The sequence below is a fragment of the Citrobacter sp. wls827 genome, from assembly GCF_005280875.1.
Taxonomy (GTDB): Bacteria; Pseudomonadota; Gammaproteobacteria; order Enterobacterales; family Enterobacteriaceae; genus Citrobacter; species Citrobacter youngae.
The window spans coordinates 254418-273214 of the sequence record NZ_SZWR01000017.1; the positions used below are offsets into that span (position 1 = coordinate 254418).

Annotated in this window: 18 protein-coding genes and 1 pseudogene; 10 read left to right on the top strand and 9 right to left on the bottom strand. The window is 49.1% G+C overall.

All coding sequences use genetic code 11. The features are described from left to right. Positions 1-408: histone-like nucleoid-structuring protein H-NS (gene hns, locus FDX03_RS11750; RefSeq protein WP_137346028.1), on the bottom strand; the 408-nt coding region annotated here is incomplete at its 3' end. A gap of 645 nt (positions 409-1053) precedes the next feature. On the opposite strand from hns, the gene tdk reads away from it, so the two are divergent. After that, entirely contained in the window at positions 1054-1671 is a 618-nt protein-coding gene (gene tdk, locus FDX03_RS11755) for a thymidine kinase (RefSeq protein ID WP_005126397.1), read from the top strand. 223 nt (positions 1672-1894) lie between these two features. Here the strand turns inward: tdk and adhE are convergent, their stop codons facing one another. Next, positions 1895-4573 carry a bifunctional acetaldehyde-CoA/alcohol dehydrogenase gene (gene adhE / locus FDX03_RS11760; RefSeq protein ID WP_137345964.1) on the bottom strand — a complete coding sequence of 893 codons (2679 nt, stop codon included), beginning with the start codon at positions 4571-4573 and terminating at the stop codon, positions 1895-1897. Between the two features lie 486 nt (positions 4574-5059). On the opposite strand from adhE, the gene ychE reads away from it, so the two are divergent. From ychE to FDX03_RS11795, 7 genes are all read left to right on the top strand, one after another. After that, on the top strand, positions 5060-5707 hold the full coding sequence (gene ychE, locus FDX03_RS11765) for an NAAT family transporter YchE (protein ID WP_048211478.1): 648 nt from the start codon (positions 5060-5062) through the stop codon (positions 5705-5707). A 772-nt stretch (positions 5708-6479) separates the two neighbouring features. Then, a complete protein-coding gene (oppA, locus tag FDX03_RS11770) occupies positions 6480-8111 on the top strand; it encodes an oligopeptide ABC transporter substrate-binding protein OppA (RefSeq protein WP_048211480.1) in 1632 nt (543 codons plus the stop codon). Between the two features lie 233 nt (positions 8112-8344). Further along, positions 8345-9265, top strand: coding sequence for an oligopeptide ABC transporter permease OppB (gene oppB / locus FDX03_RS11775; protein ID WP_005126405.1), 921 nt, complete (start codon positions 8345-8347; stop codon positions 9263-9265). Positions 9266-9279: 14 nt separating this feature from the next. After that, positions 9280-10188: an oligopeptide ABC transporter permease OppC gene (oppC, locus tag FDX03_RS11780; RefSeq protein ID WP_048211481.1), complete on the top strand. Its 909-nt coding sequence runs from the start codon at positions 9280-9282 to the stop codon at positions 10186-10188. 11 nt (positions 10189-10199) lie between these two features. Further along, entirely contained in the window at positions 10200-11213 is a 1014-nt protein-coding gene (oppD, locus tag FDX03_RS11785) for a murein tripeptide/oligopeptide ABC transporter ATP-binding protein OppD (protein ID WP_005126407.1), read from the top strand. Further along, complete coding sequence (gene oppF, locus FDX03_RS11790; RefSeq protein ID WP_048211482.1) at positions 11210-12214, top strand: murein tripeptide/oligopeptide ABC transporter ATP-binding protein OppF; 1005 nt, start codon at positions 11210-11212, stop codon at positions 12212-12214. The genes oppD and oppF overlap by 4 nt, the downstream gene beginning before the upstream one ends. Positions 12215-12261: 47 nt before the next feature. Then, positions 12262-13098 (top strand): ion transporter, encoded by an 837-nt coding sequence (locus FDX03_RS11795; protein WP_137345965.1) that lies wholly within the window; start codon positions 12262-12264, stop codon positions 13096-13098. A 37-nt stretch (positions 13099-13135) separates the two neighbouring features. Here FDX03_RS11795 and FDX03_RS11800 read toward each other — a convergent pair whose 3' ends face one another. Both FDX03_RS11800 and cls read right to left on the bottom strand, forming a co-directional pair. Further along, on the bottom strand, positions 13136-13465 hold the full coding sequence (locus FDX03_RS11800; protein ID WP_040233211.1) for an HI1450 family dsDNA-mimic protein: 330 nt from the start codon (positions 13463-13465) through the stop codon (positions 13136-13138). 34 nt (positions 13466-13499) lie between these two features. Beyond that, on the bottom strand, positions 13500-14960 hold the full coding sequence (gene cls / locus FDX03_RS11805) for a cardiolipin synthase (protein WP_040233209.1): 1461 nt from the start codon (positions 14958-14960) through the stop codon (positions 13500-13502). A 142-nt stretch (positions 14961-15102) separates the two neighbouring features. Here cls and FDX03_RS11810 point away from each other — a divergent pair, with 142 nt between their 5' ends. Beyond that, a complete protein-coding gene (locus FDX03_RS11810; protein WP_005126414.1) occupies positions 15103-15276 on the top strand; it encodes a YciY family protein in 174 nt (57 codons plus the stop codon). 52 nt (positions 15277-15328) lie between these two features. Here FDX03_RS11810 and FDX03_RS11815 read toward each other — a convergent pair whose 3' ends face one another. Next, the gene (locus tag FDX03_RS11815) at positions 15329-15625 is read right to left on the bottom strand and encodes a YciI family protein (protein ID WP_048211485.1); all 297 of its coding nucleotides are present in this window, start codon (positions 15623-15625) and stop codon (positions 15329-15331) included. Positions 15626-15839: 214 nt separating this feature from the next. Between FDX03_RS11815 and tonB the strand changes: the two genes are divergently transcribed. Further along, on the top strand, positions 15840-16568 hold the full coding sequence (gene tonB / locus FDX03_RS11820; protein WP_199981850.1) for a TonB system transport protein TonB: 729 nt from the start codon (positions 15840-15842) through the stop codon (positions 16566-16568). Between the two features lie 68 nt (positions 16569-16636). Here the strand turns inward: tonB and yciA are convergent, their stop codons facing one another. The 4 genes and pseudogenes from yciA to FDX03_RS23300 form a co-directional block, all read right to left on the bottom strand. Beyond that, the gene (yciA, locus tag FDX03_RS11825; protein WP_048211486.1) at positions 16637-17038 is read right to left on the bottom strand and encodes an acyl-CoA thioester hydrolase YciA; all 402 of its coding nucleotides are present in this window, start codon (positions 17036-17038) and stop codon (positions 16637-16639) included. A 165-nt stretch (positions 17039-17203) separates the two neighbouring features. Continuing rightward, positions 17204-17743 carry a septation protein A gene (locus FDX03_RS11830; RefSeq protein WP_005126421.1) on the bottom strand — a complete coding sequence of 180 codons (540 nt, stop codon included), beginning with the start codon at positions 17741-17743 and terminating at the stop codon, positions 17204-17206. 56 nt (positions 17744-17799) lie between these two features. Further along, a complete protein-coding gene (locus FDX03_RS11835; protein ID WP_040233207.1) occupies positions 17800-18543 on the bottom strand; it encodes a YciC family protein in 744 nt (247 codons plus the stop codon). Positions 18544-18571: 28 nt separating this feature from the next. Beyond that, positions 18572-18658, bottom strand: a pseudogene (locus tag FDX03_RS23300) (YkgJ family cysteine cluster protein); the annotation flags it as partial. Positions 18659-18797 lie beyond the last annotated feature (139 nt).

The window sequence follows — 18797 nt, forward strand, 5'->3', positions numbered from 1 at the left end:
CTTGATCAGGAAATCGTCCAGTTGTTTACCTTGTTCTTCCATCGCTTTTTTGATCACAGCCGGTGTACGACCCTGGCCAGTCCAGGTTTTAGTTTCACCGTTTTCGTCAACGTAGCTATATTTAGCCGGACGCGCTGCGCGTTTAGCTTTGGTACCGGACTTAACCGCTGCCATGCTATTCAGCAGTTCGTTCGGATCGATACCATCAGCAATCAGCATTTCACGATATTGTTGCAGTTTACGAGTACGCTCTTCAACTTCAGCAGCCGCAGCGCTTTCTTCTTCGCGACGCTCGCTAACTACAACTTCTAATTTTTCCAGCATTTCTTCAAGCGTTTCCAGAGTACATTCTCTCGCCTGCGCACGAAGAGTACGGATGTTGTTCAGAATTTTAAGTGCTTCGCTCATTGTAGTAATCTCAAACTTATATTGGGGGTGGTTTGTTGAGCTAATAATAGAGCGATAAATTCAGTTGTGCAATAGCCAGGAATGTAAGGAATTCAAAATTGCTCTTTATTTAGTGTCTGTATTAATTGTTCTGTCTTAATTTTACGACGATGTCGGGCATAAAAAAGGCTTATTGGTATGCGGGCTTCATGGCAGCAGAGAGTAAAAATTCAAGATTCAGGTCACATTTCATGGTGTACAAATAGTATCTCTTTGCAGTGATTTCAACCTTTTGTATTAGTTTTGCTTACGGGAATCCCCTATTACAAGGTGGCTATCGTTAGATGCAATAACAATAAGGGCAGGGTTTCTTTATTGCGCGGTGATGATAAGTGACGTTGATGAATTTCAGGAGCACTATTTGTGAAAGAGTGTGTATATACTCATCATACTTCAGGTTGTTTGTGCTTTGGCAGCGGACTTTCACTCTATCGTACACTTGAGAAAGTACTCAAGGACACTTCCGCGCAGCGGGGTATTTAGACGAAACAGGGCGATGTTCGCACGTTCTTTTATACATCCCGGATGTCACGCTGCACCGACATGTTTGTGAAATATGATACAATCCTGCCCATATTTATTTTCCCCGGTGAGGGCCGATACACAATGGCACAGCTTTATTTTTACTATTCTGCAATGAATGCAGGCAAGTCGACGGCATTGCTGCAATCTTCATACAATTATCAGGAACGTGGGATGCGTGCCGTTGTATATACAGCGGAAATTGATGACCGTTTTGGCGCGGGAAAAGTAAGTTCACGTATAGGCCTGTCGTCACCTGCAAAATTGTTTAACCAAAATTCATCATTGTTCGAGGAGATTCGTGCGGAGAATGCGCAGCAACGAATTCACTGCGTGCTGGTTGATGAGTCTCAGTTTCTGACGCGACAGCAGGTTTATGAATTATCAGAGGTTGTTGATCAACTGGATATTCCCGTGTTGTGTTATGGCTTACGCACTGATTTTCGTGGTGAACTCTTCGGTGGTAGCGAATACCTGCTTGCATGGTCAGATAAGCTGGTTGAATTAAAAACTATTTGTTTCTGTGGCCGTAAGGCCAGCATGGTATTACGCCTTGATCAGGCCGGAAGGCCTTATAACGAAGGAGAGCAGGTCGTTATAGGCGGAAATGAACGCTATGTATCGGTGTGCCGCAAGCATTATAAGGAAGCACAGTCTGAAGGCTCTCTGACGGCCATTCAGGAACGTCACAGCCACGATTAACCCTCCTCTGTTCTCCTGCTGAGTTAAAATCGCAGGGTAGGCCTCTGTTTTAGCCAGAAGCGATACCCTGCGTATTGCCTTCTGGTGCCACTTTCACACCTATTCCCTTACGCCTTTTCACCTCGGTGGCTGGCGTCTGCATAGTCTGATTTTCGCTGAGTATGGCAAAAAAAAACGGCCCCAAAGGGCCGTTTATGAAGATACTAAAACTTATGTGAGTGCATTAAGCGGATTTTTTCGCTTTTTTCTCAGCTTTAGGCGCTGCTGCTGGCTCAGTTTTAGCAGCAGGTTCACCTTCACTATACTCACGACCGTAGTACGTATCCAGCAGGATCTGTTTGAGTTCAGAAATCAGCGGGTAACGCGGGTTAGCACCGGTGCACTGGTCGTCAAACGCATCCTCAGACAGTTTGTCGACGTGTGCCAGGAAGTCAGCTTCCTGAACGCCAGCTTCACGGATAGATTTAGGAATACCCAGTTCAGCTTTGATTTCTTCCAGCCATGCCAGCAGTTTCTGGATTTTAGCCGCAGTACGGTCGCCCGGTGCGCTTAAACCCAGATGGTCTGCGATTTCGGCGTAGCGACGACGAGCTTGCGGACGATCATACTGGCTGAAAGCAGTCTGTTTAGTCGGGTTGTCGTTCGCGTTATAACGAATGACGTTGCTGATCAGCAGGGCGTTCGCCAGACCGTGAGGAATGTGGAACTGAGAACCCAGCTTGTGCGCCATTGAGTGACATACACCCAGGAAGGCGTTAGCAAACGCAATACCGGCGATGGTCGCTGCACTGTGAACACGCTCACGCGCTACCGGGTTCTTAGAACCTTCATGGTAGGACGCAGGCAGGTTTTCTTTCAGCAGTTTCAGCGCTTGCAGAGCCTGACCGTCAGAGAATTCAGATGCCAGTACGGAAACGTAAGCTTCCAGAGCGTGAGTCACCGCATCCAGACCACCGAATGCACACAGTGATTTCGGCATATCCATAACCAGGTTGGCATCGACAATTGCCATGTCTGGGGTCAATGCGTAGTCAGCCAGCGGGTATTTCTGACCCGTTGCATCGTCGGTAACAACCGCAAACGGAGTCACTTCAGAACCAGTACCGGAAGTGGTGGTGACGGCGATCATTTTCGCTTTCACGCCCATTTTCGGGAACTTATAGATACGTTTACGGATGTCCATAAAGCGCAGCGCCAGCTCTTCGAAATGGGTTTCCGGATGTTCGTACATCACCCACATGATTTTCGCGGCGTCCATCGGGGAACCACCGCCCAGTGCGATGATAACGTCAGGCTTGAAGGAGTTAGCCAGCTCAGCACCTTTACGAACAACGGTCAGAGTCGGGTCAGCTTCAACTTCAAAGAACACTTCGGTTTCAACGCCGGCTGCTTTCAGAACGGAGGTGATCTGGTCTGCATAACCGTTGTTAAACAGGAAGCGGTCGGTAACGATCAGCGCACGTTTGTGACCATCGGTAATCACTTCATCCAGTGCGATTGGCAGTGAGCCACGACGGAAGTAGATAGATTTCGGAAGTTTGTGCCACAACATGTTTTCAGCTCGCTTAGCAACGGTTTTCTTGTTGATCAGGTGCTTAGGACCAACGTTTTCAGAGATGGAGTTACCACCCCAGGAACCACAACCCAGAGTCAGGGAAGGTGCGAGCTTAAAGTTGTACAGGTCGCCGATACCACCCTGTGAAGCCGGGGTGTTAATCAGGATACGCGCAGTTTTCATCATCTGACCGAAGTAAGCAACGCGTTCTGGTTGGTTGTCCTGGTCAGTGTACAGGCAAGAAGTGTGGCCGATACCACCCATCGCAACCAGTTTCTCTGCTTTGTCTACCGCATCTTCGAAATCTTTCGCACGGTACATCGCCAGCGTCGGGGACAGTTTTTCGTGAGCAAACGGCTCGCTTTCATCAACAACTTTCACTTCACCGATCAGGATCTTAGTTGTTTCCGGAACCGAGAAGCCTGCCAGTTCAGCAATTTTATATGCCGGCTGACCAACGATAGCGGCGTTCAGTGCGCCATTTTTCAGGATAACGTCCTGAACAGCTTTCAGCTCTTTACCCTGCAGCATGTAGCCGCCGTGGCTAGCGAAACGTTCACGAACTGCATCGTATACAGAGTCAACAACAACAACGGACTGTTCAGAAGCACAGATTACGCCGTTATCGAAGGTTTTAGACATCAGAACAGAAGCAACTGCGCGCTTAATATCCGCAGTTTCGTCAATAACAACCGGGGTGTTACCTGCACCTACACCGATTGCTGGTTTACCGGAGCTGTATGCTGCTTTAACCATGCCTGGACCGCCGGTCGCAAGGATTAGGTTGATGTCCGGGTGATGCATCAGAGCATTAGACAGTTCAACGGAAGGTTGATCGATCCAGCCGATCAGATCTTTCGGTGCGCCAGCAGCGATAGCAGCCTGCAGAACGATGTCAGCCGCTTTGTTAGTGGCATCTTTAGCACGCGGATGTGGAGAGAAGATGATGGCGTTACGCGTCTTCAGGCTGATCAGCGATTTGAAGATAGCAGTAGATGTCGGGTTAGTGGTCGGAACGATACCGCAGATTATACCAATCGGTTCAGCGATGGTGATAGTACCGAAAGTGTCGTCTTCAGACAGAACACCACAGGTCTTTTCATCTTTATAAGCGTTGTAAATGTATTCGGAAGCAAAGTGGTTTTTGATCACTTTGTCTTCGACGATGCCCATGCCGGATTCGGCAACGGCCATTTTCGCGAGAGGGATTCGAGCGTCTGCGGCTGCCAGAGCGGCGGCGCGGAAGATTTTGTCAACCTGTTCTTGAGTGAAACTGGCATATTCACGCTGGGCTTTTTTTACGCGCTCTACAAGTGCGTTAAGTTCAGCGACATTAGTAACAGCCATAATGCTCTCCTGATAATGTTAAACTTTTTTAGTAAATCATCTGCTCGATACGAGAGTATAGACAGACCGACGAAAAATTGTATAACGTTTTGAAAATCAAACGGTTAATTAACGTCCACTTTACTTTGATTTACTAAAAGAGCTTATGCGTTAGCGTCATTTAACTCTAACGCGTTACCTCCAGGTGGCGTAAGCAAGATTACTCACTTCTGAGTAGTAATTGCGTGATCTGGATCAAATTTCCGCAAAGCTGACACCTTTCAGCAGGCCCTTTTAGCGTTTCTTGGTAAGTGTTAAAAAATTGATGTAATGAATGAGGTTAACATTAGCATATTTAATACATATTAATAACACTGAGTAATGGTAGCGTATTTACGTAGATATACGCAGATAGCAGGTGAAGTATGCTGACAAAAGGCGTATCTTCAGCGCGGATTTCATCAATTTTATGACTCATTTTATCCGGCTAACGCTTCGGAGCTAACCGTGATCCATACGCTATTCGATTTTCCTGTTTATTTTAAATTTTTCATTGGGTTATTTGCATTGGTCAACCCGGTAGGGATCATCCCTGTCTTTATCAGCATGACCAGCTACCAGACCGCTGCCGCACGCAATAAAACCAACCTTACGGCAAACCTGTCGGTTGCTATCATTCTGTGGATCTCTCTGTTTCTGGGGGATGGAATTCTGCAATTGTTTGGTATCTCAATTGATTCGTTCAGGATTGCCGGTGGTATCCTGGTCGTGACTATCGCGATGTCGATGATCAGCGGAAAACTTGGGGAAGATAAGCAAAACAAGCAGGAAAAGTCGGAGACGGCGATACGCGAGAGCATTGGCGTTGTCCCGTTAGCGCTGCCGTTAATGGCGGGACCGGGGGCAATAAGCTCAACGATCGTCTGGGGCACGCGTTACCATAGTGCTATTAATCTGTTCGGCTTTTTCGTGGCGATTGCGCTGTTTGCGCTGTGCTGTTGGGGATTGTTTCGTATGGCGCCGTGGTTAGTTCGCCTGCTGGGCCAAACGGGCATCAACGTCATTACGCGTATTATGGGGTTGTTACTCATGGCGTTGGGCATTGAGTTCATTGTGACCGGGATCAAATCCATTTTCCCGGGTTTACTTGCCTGAATCCACCGAATCAATATAAACGGAGCTGCTCCCGGGCTCCGTTTCCCGCCATTATCAGTAATACTTCTCACTAAAGTTGAAACGCGCCATAGCAGTAATAAAAGATGCTGATAGCCACTGCATTTTTATGTATTGATTTTCAACACAATTATCTTTTCAGCAGAACAGATGAACCAGGGCCGCATTGTTATTTTATTAACATCATACTCTTGGGCTTGCTGAAGGATTATCGAAATGTTATTAGTTATTTCAGCACCTAATTTAGATGAATGTGCTAATTAATAACCAATTGTTAAATTTATGTGCATTTTGACGTCTCTTCGATGCCGGACAGGGCGATGAGTCGGGTGACTCACGTAATGCATTGAATAAATTGATTTTATTGTTAAAAAATCGCTGTATTAATGCTTTTGTTGTGCGTTTTTTTTTCGATAAAAGAGAATTGGTTAACAAATCTGTAAAATGTATTGGCGGTGAAGAAACGCATTTGATACTTTCCGGCCAGGTATTTAGCAGAAGATTTCACGTTGATGAGAATAATTTTCATTTAATCTCTCTCAACAGGGTAATAGCGTGCTTCCGGCAGGGGAGGCACGTAGATAATCGACGCAAGGCGATCAAACGAATCGCCAGAATAAATAAAGTCGGTGATAGCGAGCAGTAAACAAAAAAACACCTGACGGCAGAAAATCTCCGGTGTCGTACAGGGATCCTGACAGGATTAACAGTCTGGTTATAAAACCAGCCATAATAATGAGGGAGTACAAACACAATGACTAACATCACTAAAAAAAGTTTAGTAGCTGCGGGGATCCTAACTGCGCTAATCGCTGGAAATGTTGCTACAGCAGCAGTGGTACCAGCAGGCGTTCAGTTGGCTGAGAAGCAGACTCTGGTGCGTAATAATGGTTCGGAAGTTCAGTCACTCGATCCGCATAAAATCGAAGGTGTACCGGAATCCAACATTAGCCGTGATTTATTTGAAGGTTTATTAATCAGTGACGTTGATGGCAAACCATCGCCGGGTGTGGCTGATAAATGGGAAAATAAAGATTTTAAAGTCTGGACATTCCATCTGCGTAAAGACGCTAAATGGTCTGATGGAACGCCTGTTACCGCACAAGATTTCGTCTATAGCTGGCAACGTCTGGCGAACCCCAATACTGCTTCACCGTACGCCAGCTATTTACAGTACGGACATATTGTCAATATTGATGACATCATCGCTGGTAAGAAGCCAGTTACCGATCTCGGTGTAAAAGCGATTGATGACCATACCTTTGAAGTGACTCTGAGTGAACCTGTTCCTTATTTCTACAAACTCCTTGTGCACTCTTCTCTTTCCCCTGTGCCTAAAGCCGTGGTGGAAAAATTCGGTGAAAAATGGACCCAGCCCGCTAACATCGTTTCTAACGGCTCTTATAAACTGAAAGACTGGGTTGTCAACGAGCGTATTGTACTTGAGCGTAATACTCACTACTGGGACAACGCGAAAACCATTATTAACCAGGTCACATACCTGCCAATTTCTTCTGAAGTGACTGACGTGAACCGCTATCGCAGCGGTGAAATCGACATGACCTATAACAACATGCCGATTGAGTTATTCCAGAAACTGAAAAAAGAGATCCCGAACGAAGTTCACGTTGATCCTTATCTGTGCACCTACTATTACGAAATTAACAACCAAAAAGCACCGTTCAACGATGTTCGTGTACGTACCGCCCTGAAGCTGGCGCTGGATCGTGACATCATCGTCAACAAAGTGAAAAACCAGGGCGATCTGCCCGCCTATAGCTTTACCCCGCCGTATACTGATGGCGCTAAACTGGTTGAGCCAGAGTGGTTCAAGTGGTCACAGGAAAAACGTAACGAAGAGGCGAAAAAACTGCTGGCCGAAGCTGGCTTCACCGCTGAAAAACCGTTGACCTTTGATCTGCTGTATAACACCTCCGATCTGCACAAGAAGCTGGCTATCGCTGCGGCATCCATCTGGAAGAAAAATCTGGGTGCGAATGTGAAGCTGGAAAATCAGGAGTGGAAGACGTTCCTCGATACGCGTCATCAGGGCAACTATGATGTTTCACGCGCAGGCTGGTGTGCGGATTATAACGAACCGACGTCTTTCCTGAATATGGTACTGTCCGATAGCTCCAACAACACCGTCCACTATAAGAGCCCTGCATTTGACAAGTTGATTGCTGATACCCTGAAAGCGACTGATGATGCTCAGCGCAGTGAACTGTATTCGCAAGCAGAACAGCTGCTGGATAAAGACTCTGCAATTGTACCGGTGTTCTACTACGTCAACGCCCGTCTGGTGAAACCTTGGGTAGGCGGATACTCCGGTAAAGACCCGATGGATAATATCCACGTTAAAGACTTGTATATTATCAAGCATTAATGGCAAGACGTGGGGCGATTAAGGTTGCCCCACAGTGTCTTTTTCTTCGAACTATAAATACCTCTTTAGACAAAGAGAGGTATACCCTAAATAATTCACGTTGCAGGAAGGTGGCAACGCAGCGAATCGCCAGGAGCTTACTTAAGTAAGTGACGGGCGTGCGCGAGCAAAGCCAACGCACCTGCAGCTTGAAGTATGACGGGTATAAAGGCACACGCCAGAAGGTACGGGCAATGTTGAAATTTATATTACGCCGCTGTCTGGAAGCGATTCCGACACTATTTATTCTTATTACGATTTCATTCTTTATGATGCGTCTTGCGCCGGGAAGTCCTTTCACCGGAGAGCGCGCCTTACCGCCAGAAGTTCTGGCGAATATTGAAGCGAAATACCATCTTAATGATCCGATCTCAACGCAGTACTTTAGCTATCTGAAACAGCTGGCGCACGGTGATTTTGGACCATCCTTTAAATATAAAGACTACACCGTTAATGACTTGGTCGCGTCAAGCTTTCCGGTTTCCGCGAAGCTGGGGGCTGCGGCCTTTATTCTGGCGGTGGTGATCGGTGTTAGTGCGGGCGTAATCGCCGCGTTGAAGCAAAACACGCGTTGGGATTATACGGTTATGGGGGTGGCGATGACCGGGGTGGTGATCCCCAGTTTTGTCGTTGCCCCCTTATTAGTCATGATATTTGCGATCACACTGAAATGGCTACCCGGTGGCGGTTGGAACGGTGGGGCGCTGAAATTTATGATCCTGCCCATGGTGGCGCTATCCCTAGCCTATATTGCCAGTATTGCGCGTATCACCCGCGGCTCGATGATTGAAGTGCTGCACTCTAACTTTATTCGGACCGCGCGTGCTAAAGGGTTGCCGATGCGACGGATTATTTTCCGCCATGCGTTAAAACCTGCGCTGTTGCCGGTGTTGTCCTATATGGGGCCCGCGTTTGTCGGCATTATTACCGGTTCGATGGTTATTGAAACTATCTATGGTTTACCGGGGATTGGGCAGTTGTTTGTGAATGGCGCATTAAACCGCGATTACTCGCTGGTACTGAGCCTGACTATTCTGGTTGGCGCGCTGACCATCGTGTTTAACGCGATTGTCGATGTGCTGTATGCCGTAATCGACCCGAAAATCCGTTACTGATACTGGAGCTCGCTATGATGTTAAGTAAGAAAAACAGCGAAGCGCTGGAGAATTTCAGTGAGAAGCTGGAGGTCGAAGGCCGCAGCCTGTGGCAGGACGCTCGTCGACGCTTTATGCATAACCGAGCGGCAGTAGCCAGCCTCGTGGTACTGGTGATTATTGCGCTGTTTGTGACGTTGGCACCCATGTTATCGCAGTTTACCTACTTCGATACTGACTGGGGCATGATGTCCAGCGCGCCTGATACGGAGTCTGGGCACTATTTTGGCACTGACTCATCTGGCCGTGATCTGCTGGTGAGGGTGGCTATTGGTGGACGGATCTCGTTGATGGTGGGGATTGCTGCGGCGCTGGTGGCGGTGATTGTGGGCACGCTGTACGGTTCACTGTCGGGTTACCTGGGCGGCAAAATCGACTCTGTGATGATGCGTCTGCTGGAAATCCTTAACTCCTTCCCGTTCATGTTCTTCGTTATTCTGTTGGTTACCTTCTTTGGGCAAAACATCCTGTTAATCTTTGTGGCGATTGGGATGGTGTCCTGGCTTGATATGGCGCGTATCGTTCGTGGCCAGACGCTGAGCCTGAAGCGCAAAGAGTTTATTGAAGCAGCCCAGGTCGGTGGGGTGTCTACCGTGCGTATTGTTGTGCGCCACATTGTGCCAAACGTACTCGGTGTGGTGGTGGTCTACGCCTCATTGCTGGTGCCCAGCATGATCCTGTTTGAATCGTTCCTGAGCTTCCTGGGACTTGGCACACAAGAGCCGCTAAGTAGCTGGGGCGCACTGCTCAGCGATGGTGCCAACTCGATGGAAGTATCACCATGGTTACTGCTGTTTCCGGCAGGGTTCCTGGTGGTGACGCTATTTTGTTTTAACTTTATTGGCGATGGCCTGCGTGATGCCCTCGACCCGAAAGACCGTTAAGGAGTGCCGCCATGAGCGTAATTGAGACCTCAACCGCGCCGCTCGCGCAACAACAGGCTAACGCACTGCTAAACGTTACCGATCTGCGTGTGACGTTTGCCACCCCAGATGGTGATGTTACTGCAGTAAACGATTTAAACTTTTCACTACGCGCCGGGGAAACGCTGGGTATTGTTGGTGAGTCTGGTTCAGGTAAGTCGCAGACTGCATTTGCCTTGATGGGCCTGCTGGCCGCAAATGGCCGGATTGGCGGCTCCGCTACATTCAACGGTCGTGAGATCCTGAACTTACCGGAGCGTGAGCTGAACAAGCTACGCGCCGAGCAAATCTCGATGATCTTCCAGGATCCCATGACCTCTCTGAATCCGTATATGCGGGTTGGCGAACAGTTAATGGAAGTTCTGATGCTACATAAAGGTATGAGCAAAGCGGAAGCCTTTGAAGAATCAGTCAGGATGCTGGATGCGGTGAAAATGCCGGAAGCGCGTAAGCGAATGAAAATGTATCCGCATGAATTCTCCGGCGGGATGCGTCAGCGCGTCATGATCGCCATGGCGCTGCTGTGCAGGCCAAAATTACTGATAGCCGATGAACCGACTACTGCGCTGGATGTCACGGTTCAGGCGCAAATCATGACGCTGCTAAATGAGCTGAAAAGTGAATTCAATACCGCAATTATCATGATTACTCACGACCTCGGTGTTGTTGCTGGTATTTGCGACAAGGTGTTGGTGATGTATGCCGGACGCACGATGGAGTATGGCAGTGCGCGCGATGTCTTTTATAAGCCGGTTCATCCGTATTCGATTGGCCTGCTTAATGCCGTCCCGCGTCTGGATGCCGAAGGGGAAGAAATGCTGACTATCCCGGGTAATCCGCCGAATCTGTTGCGTTTACCGAAAGGCTGCCCGTTCCAGCCCCGTTGCCCGCATGCCATGGAAATCTGTAACAGTGCTCCGCCACTGGAAGAGTTTAGTCCAGGCCGTCTGCGCGCCTGCTTTAAACCGGTGGAGGAACTGGTATGAATGCGGTAACCGAACAACGAAAAGTACTCCTCGAAATTGCCGATCTGAAAGTCCATTTCGACATCAAAGATGGTAAACAGTGGTTCTGGCAACCGTCGAAAACGCTGAAAGCCGTTGATGGCGTGACCCTACGTCTGTATGAGGGCGAAACATTAGGCGTAGTGGGGGAATCGGGTTGCGGGAAATCGACGTTTGCGCGTGCGATTATCGGTCTGGTAAAAGCGACTGATGGTAAAGTCGCCTGGCTCGGCAAAGATTTGCTTGGCATGAAACCCGATGAGTGGCGGGCAGTGCGCAGTGATATCCAGATGATTTTCCAGGATCCGCTGGCATCGTTAAACCCGCGTATGACCATCGGTGAAATTATCGCCGAACCGCTGCGGACTTATCACCCGAATCTGCCTGGGCAGGAAGTCCGTGACCGCGTAAAGGCGATGATGATGAAAGTGGGGTTACTGCCTAACCTGATTAACCGCTACCCGCACGAGTTTTCCGGTGGGCAGTGCCAGCGTATTGGTATTGCTCGCGCGTTGATCCTTGAGCCGAAGCTGATAATTTGTGATGAGCCTGTATCCGCGCTGGATGTGTCGATTCAGGCGCAGGTTGTTAACCTGTTGCAGCAATTACAGCGTGAGATGGGCTTATCATTAATCTTCATTGCCCATGACCTGGCAGTGGTTAAGCATATTTCCGATCGTGTGCTGGTGATGTATCTCGGACATGCGGTGGAGTTGGGGACCTATGACGAGGTGTACCATAATCCGCTGCATCCCTATACCAAAGCACTAATGTCAGCGGTGCCAATTCCCGATCCTGATATGGAGAGGAACAAGGTTATCCAACTGCTGGAAGGTGAGTTACCCTCCCCGATTAATCCGCCTTCGGGGTGTGTGTTCCGCACACGTTGTCCGATCGCCGGCCCAGAATGCGCGAAAACGCGTCCTGTACTTGAAGGGAGTTTCCGACACGCGGTTTCCTGCTTAAAAGTAGACCCGCTATAATCGAGAGGGCTGACACATTGTCAGCCCTTCTTTTTGGTGAGGTAAATGTGTCAGGCTTAGTCTCTTCTGTTCGCCGTACTCTCTATCGTACATTATTTGATTTAGACACGCGCTCGGGGCGCCGTTTTGAAGGCATGTGCGCACTGTTCGCATTGCTGAGCGTGATTGTTATCTTCATTGAGTCTGGGGTCGGGACGCAATACAATTTAACCTATGATGAATGGCATATTTTTGTCTGGCTGGAAGTCTTTATTACGCTGGTCTTTACCATCGAATATCTGCTCAGATTGTGCTGCTGGGCCAATCCTGCAAAATATGTGTTTAGCTTCTGGGGAATTATCGATCTCGCGACAATTCTGCCACTGTATGTGATGTGGCTATGGCCGGAAATTAGTCTGAGTTATGTTTTCGCCTGGCGAGCGATGCGCGTGCTGCGTGTACTGCGAATACTCAAACTGCTGCGATTTATGCCGTCGCTGCGTGTGTTCTGGAGCGCAATTAAAAGTGCCCGTCATCAGTTGATGCTGTTTTATTCGTTTATTGCCATTCTGATGATTGTCTTTGGCGCCCTGATGTACCTGATTGAAGGCCCGAAATATGGTTTTACTACGCTGAATGCGTCGGTATATTGGGCAATCGTTACGGTTACAACTGTTGGCTATGGTGATATTACCCCGCATACACCGCTTGGCCGCATGGTTGCGTCAGTGCTGATCCTGATTGGTTATTCGGTTATCGCAATCCCGACAGGATTGATAACAACACATATGAGTAGTGCGTTTCAGCACCGGCAAAATCAGCGCAAATGTCCACAGTGCCAACAAAGCCAGCATGAGCACAGCGCGCAATTTTGTAATCGTTGCGGAAGTAAATTGCCTGACTAGAAATAAAAAAAGCTGCGAGAGCAGCTTTTTGTTTTCATTATTCACGCCAGAGGATGTGGCAGAGTTTATGATCTTTTTCGCGACATAACAGAACACGCGCAAAAATATCGTTAATCTCGCCGTCTTCTGAGTCTGCCAGACCAATCACCACTTCGGCGAAGAAGTCAGGATTCAGGTCAAAATCAACGTGCTCCTGCCAGTCTTGTGCAGGGTCGAATAACTCTGCACCGCCACGCTCTTCAAACTGCAAATTGAACAGAAGGATGTCGGCCGGATCGAGATTGTCCGCCGCCAGTTCGAGAAAAATGTCATAAGCCTGCTCGAGCGTTTCGTCTTCGGTCAGGCGGTTGTTCAAATCCATATCCATAATGACTACCTGTTTACTGTCTGATGGGCACGTTTTACAGCAACGGGCTAAAGAAGTAAAACAGTCGCTCAGCGATACGCTGCCAGAGTGGTCGTTTTACCCACAAACGTGCATCTAGCAGGCGGGAACGCGAAATATAATCATCCTGTACCGCAGCGAGGTCACCGCCGAATCCGGCATCGTCAATTACTAGTGTTATCTCAAAATTCAGCCACAGGCTGCGCATATCCAGGTTAACAGTACCGACCAGACTCAATTCGCCATCGACCAGCACGCTCTTGGTATGTAACAACCCACCTTCGAACTGGTAGATTTTCACGCCTGCCGCCAGCAACTCGGTGAAAAAAGCCCGGCTTGCCCAGCCAACCAGCATCGAGTCATTCTTGCGTGGAAGAATGATGCTGACATCTACACCACGCTGCGCTGCCGTACAGATGGCGTGCAGCAGATCGTCACTGGGGACGAAGTAGGGGGTGGTCATGATTAAATATTCACGAGCAGAATATGCGGCGGTCAATAAGGCCTGATGGATCAAGTCTTCAGGGAAGCCAGGACCGGAGGCAATAGTGTGAATGGTGTGCCCGCTGGCCTGCTCAAACGGCATGATGTTGACATCGGGAGGCGGCGGTAAAATACGTTTACCGGTTTCAATTTCCCAGTCGCATGAGTAGACGATCCCCATGGCAGTGGCCACCGGGCCTTCCATTCTTGCCATTAAATCAACCCATTGTCCGACACCGGCATCCTGTTTAAAGAAACGCGGATCGACCATGTTCATGCTGCCGGTATACGCAATGTAGTTGTCGATCATGATCATTTTGCGGTGCTGACGCAGGTCCATACGGCGTAAAAATACACGCATCAGGTTCACCTTCAGCGCTTCTACAACCTCGATACCTGCGTTACGCATCATCGCCGCCCAAGGGCTGCGGAAGAACGCCACGCTGCCGGCGGAGTCCAGCATCAGGCGACAGTGAATGCCACGCCTCGCGGCAGCCATTAACGACTCGGCTACCTGATCGGCCATACCGCCAGGTTGCCAGATGTAGAACACCATCTCAATGTTGTGACGTGCCAGCTGAATATCACGGATTAACGCCTGCATCACGTCATCAGAGTTGGTGAGAAGCTGTAGCTGATTGCCCTTAACGCCGGCAATGCCCTGGCGACGCTCGCATAACTTAAATAATGAGGAGGCAACGCTGCTGTTTTCTTGCGCGAAAATATGTTTGCAGGCTTTGAGATCGTTCAGCCATTTGGCTGTTGATGGCCACATCGCTCTGGCGCGCTCGGCGCGGCGTTTGCCCAGGTGGAGTTCACCAAAGGACAGATAAGCAATGATCCCTACCAATGGCAGTATATAGATGATCAAAAGCCAGGCCATTGCGGAGGGTACTGCGCGTCGCTTCATCAGAATGCGTAACGTTACGCCAGCAATGAGTACCCAGTAACCCAGAATGACCAGCCAACTCACCACGGTGTAGAAGGTTGTCATAAAATTAAAAATCCTTTTGAAAGCGTATTGTTAAGAGTTTACGCATCAGGAGTCATCTGGCAAATAAAAACACGGGAAAACCACTGGTCTGCATGCGGTCTGGGGGTATAATGCCCGCTCAGTGACTGGAAGAGTAGTTAACATGAAGCGTAGTAGAACGGAAGTGGGACGCTGGCGGATGCTGCGTCAGGCTAGCCGCCGTAAAGCACGTTGGCTTGAAGGGCAATCGCGCCGTAACATGCGTATCCACTCCATCAGAAAATGCATTCTCAATCATCAACGAAATTCGTTGCTGTTTGCGATCTACAGCATTTGATCCAAAAAGGGCACCGTTGCGGTGCCCAATGTATTCCTGTCCGTTCTGTTTCTTAAAATACTTTTTTGTACGGTTTGACCGAAACTTGCGCATAAACGCCTGCAGCCACATACGGGTCGGCATCTGCCCACGCCTGCGCTGCCTCTAAAGATTCAAATTCCGCAATCACCGTCGATCCGGTAAATCCCGCCGCACCCGGATCGTTACTGTCGACAGCTGGCATGGGGCCCGCCGTCAGTAGACGACCTTCATCATGGAGGAGTTGCAGACGGGCCAGGTGAGCAGGGCGCACGGAAAGACGTTTCTCGAGAGAATCTGCGATATCTTGAGCATAAATAACATACAGCACGGGTAGAGCTCCTTGATCGGTAAAAGTCGCGTTTACGTTATTGGAAAGCCCTGGTAACTGCAACGTAAAGATAATAGCTTTGTTAAGGCCATATTAAGATAATGGTTTTTTTACATGAAATTGCGTTTTAAATGCGGCTTACTGTCATGGGCTTATTGAATATGATTGCTATTTGCATTTAAAATCGAGGCCTGGTTTTATAACTGAAACGATTATGACTGCAATGACCCTTGATTTACCTCGTCGCTTTCCCTGGCCGACGTTACTTTCCGTCGGCATTCACGGCGCTGTAGTGGCGGGTCTGCTGTATACCTCGGTACATCAGGTTATTGAACTGCCTGCACCCGCGCAGCCGATCTCCATCACGATGGTCGCACCTGCCGATCTTGAGCCACCTCAGGCAGTTCAACCACCGCCGCAGCCTGTCGTTGAGCCTGAACCGGAACCTGAACCGATACCGGAACCGCCAAAAGAGGCGCCAGTGGTGATTGAGAAACCGAAACCTAAACCAAAACCGAAGCCAAAACCGGTGAAAAAGGTTGAAGAGCAGCCCAAACGTGACGTGAAACCGGTTGAGTCGCGTCCAGTATCGCCGTTTGAGAACACGGCGCCTGCTCGTTCGGCAACGACCACCACCGCGCCGGCAACCAGTAAACCTGCGGTTAGTGCACCGTCAGGGCCACGCGCCTTAAGTCGTAATCAGCCACAGTATCCGGCGCGCGCGCAGGCTTTGCGCATTGAAGGTCGGGTGAAGGTCAAGTTTGATGTGACATCAGATGGCCGTGTGGAGAATGTTGAAGTGCTTTCCGCACAGCCTGCCAACATGTTTGAGCGTGAAGTGAAAAATGCGATGCGCAGATGGCGTTACGAAGCGGGCAAACCGGGATCTGGCCTGGTGGTGAATATCGTATTCCGTCTGAACGGTACGGCGCAGATTGAGTAACTGGTGTGCCGGAGTCGGCGTCAGGCTTTCTCCGGCAAGCAGGTCTGATAACGGTGTCAACGCGGTTATCAGACCTGTGTTGGTATCGGACGGGGTTTACCGTCTTTATCTACAGCGACGTAGATAAACAGGGCTTCAGTGGCTTTGTAACGCTGGCCAATAGGTTCCGAAGCGACTTTCTTCACCCAGACTTCAATATTAATGCTGATTGACGTCGTCCCGCGTTTTACGCAGCGTGCGTAGCAACAGACCACATCACCCACGGCAACCGGGCGCAAAAAGCTCATTCCTTCCACTCGCACCGTCACCACGCGGCCATGTGCGATCTCTTTGGCCTGAATAGCGCCACCAATATCCATCTGTGACATCAGCCAGCCGCCAAAAATATCACCGTTAGCATTGGTATCGGCAGGCATGGCCAGAGTGCGTAAAACCAGTTCACCTTGGGGGGTGTTATTCGTTGTTGTCATTGTAGAACCGACTGTAGAGAAAGATTACAGGCGGGATGCTACTAGAATTTACGAGCGGAGAACAGAGGGGATGCAGCGCGCGGAGGGGATGTAAGCCAGCTTGTCTGCCACGAAGAGCGTGGGTGGGTAAAAATTCGCCAGATCCGCAGATCTGGCGAACACTTATTACGATTTATCTTCCTGCGGCAGATGGCGGTAGATATAGATTCCGCTCAGCAACGTGAAGAATAAGGTCAGGGCGGTTAAACCGAACACTTTGAAGTTGACCCAAATGTTCTGTGGCAGCCAAAACGCAATGTAGATATTGGCCAGTCCACAGAGGATGAAGAAAACGGCCCAGGCCAGATTTAGCTTCGACCATACCGGCTGCGGCAGCGTCAGCTCTTTTCCTAACATGCGCTGAATCAACGGTTTTTTCATCACCCACTGGCTAACCAGCAGTGCACCGGCAAACAGTCCGTAAATCACCGTAACCTTCCACTTAATGAATTCATCGTTGTGGAAGAAAATAGTCAGGCCACCGAAGACAGCAACCAGAACAAAGGTGATTAACGCCATCTTCTCGACTTTGCGATAGCGAACCCAACTGTAAATCAACACCACAGCTGTTGCGACAATAAGCGCCGAGGTTGCCGCGTAGATGTCATAAAGCTTATAAAAAGCAAAAAAGACAACCAGCGGTAAAAAATCAAGAAACTGCTTCATTCTTCGAGTCCGTAATCAAAAAGCATTGGGTAACACACCCGGCATGCGTTCAGGGTTTATTGACGAATCAGCATATACAGGCGGAACAAATAGATCAGCAGCACAGCAGAGATCATATTGCTCAGCGTATTCGCCAATACCGCGCCTACGTTTGGCGTTAGTACTGCAAAACTTGGCGCAAAAAGCAACAGCAGCGTTTTTGCCAGTAACCAACCGATTACTGCCGGCGCTACCAGTCGCATATTAGACCACGCCAGACGCATACTGTTGCGCATAGCGGCAAAGACGCCCATTTTATCCTGCACGACCATCACCGGCGCGAGGGCCAGCAAGATAGCCAGCAGAATACCAGGTACGACAACCAGCATAATACCGACCTGTACCAGCAGGGTAGTCAGAAAAATCAGAATAAACAATTTAGGTAATACCGGCGCGCTGGCGCCAATGGCGCGTAATGCACTAACCCGATGACCCGCCGAAATCAGTTGAATCATCAGGATGATGCCTCCTGCAAGGATGGCATTACCAATCAGCCCTGAAAACGTCGATGCTGCAGAAGCGCGTAGCAAAATTTGCTGCTGCTCCGGCGTCATATTCTGTACCAGATCGAACAGGCCCACACTGCTGGTTAGCTGATCCCCTTCGCTCAGTTGCGCGATTTGCGCGTCGCTGGGAGAAAAGGCATGCCCTAGCACCACTGTGATAAACGCGCACAATAACGATACCAGCAAGATGGTAATGAATTGATTACGGAAAAAGTTTCCCGTGTCACGGTAAACGGATTTCGCCGTGATAGACATGCACTCTCCTTGAGTTTTGCAGGTGTTCATTTGCGCGCAATTGTACCCTGGATAACTCTACAGTGGCAGCATCGTACGATGTATGGAAAGGCATATCTTTGTAAAGCTCCGGTAATTTTTGGCCAGGACTTCAGCATCTTGCAACATCGTTGTTTGTTCTCTGTGCATCACGTTCAAATAACCAACGCTTCGTGTTGGAGCTAAAGGTACTTGCATAGTGAAAATATATCAAAATTGATCTGAATTAATTTAAC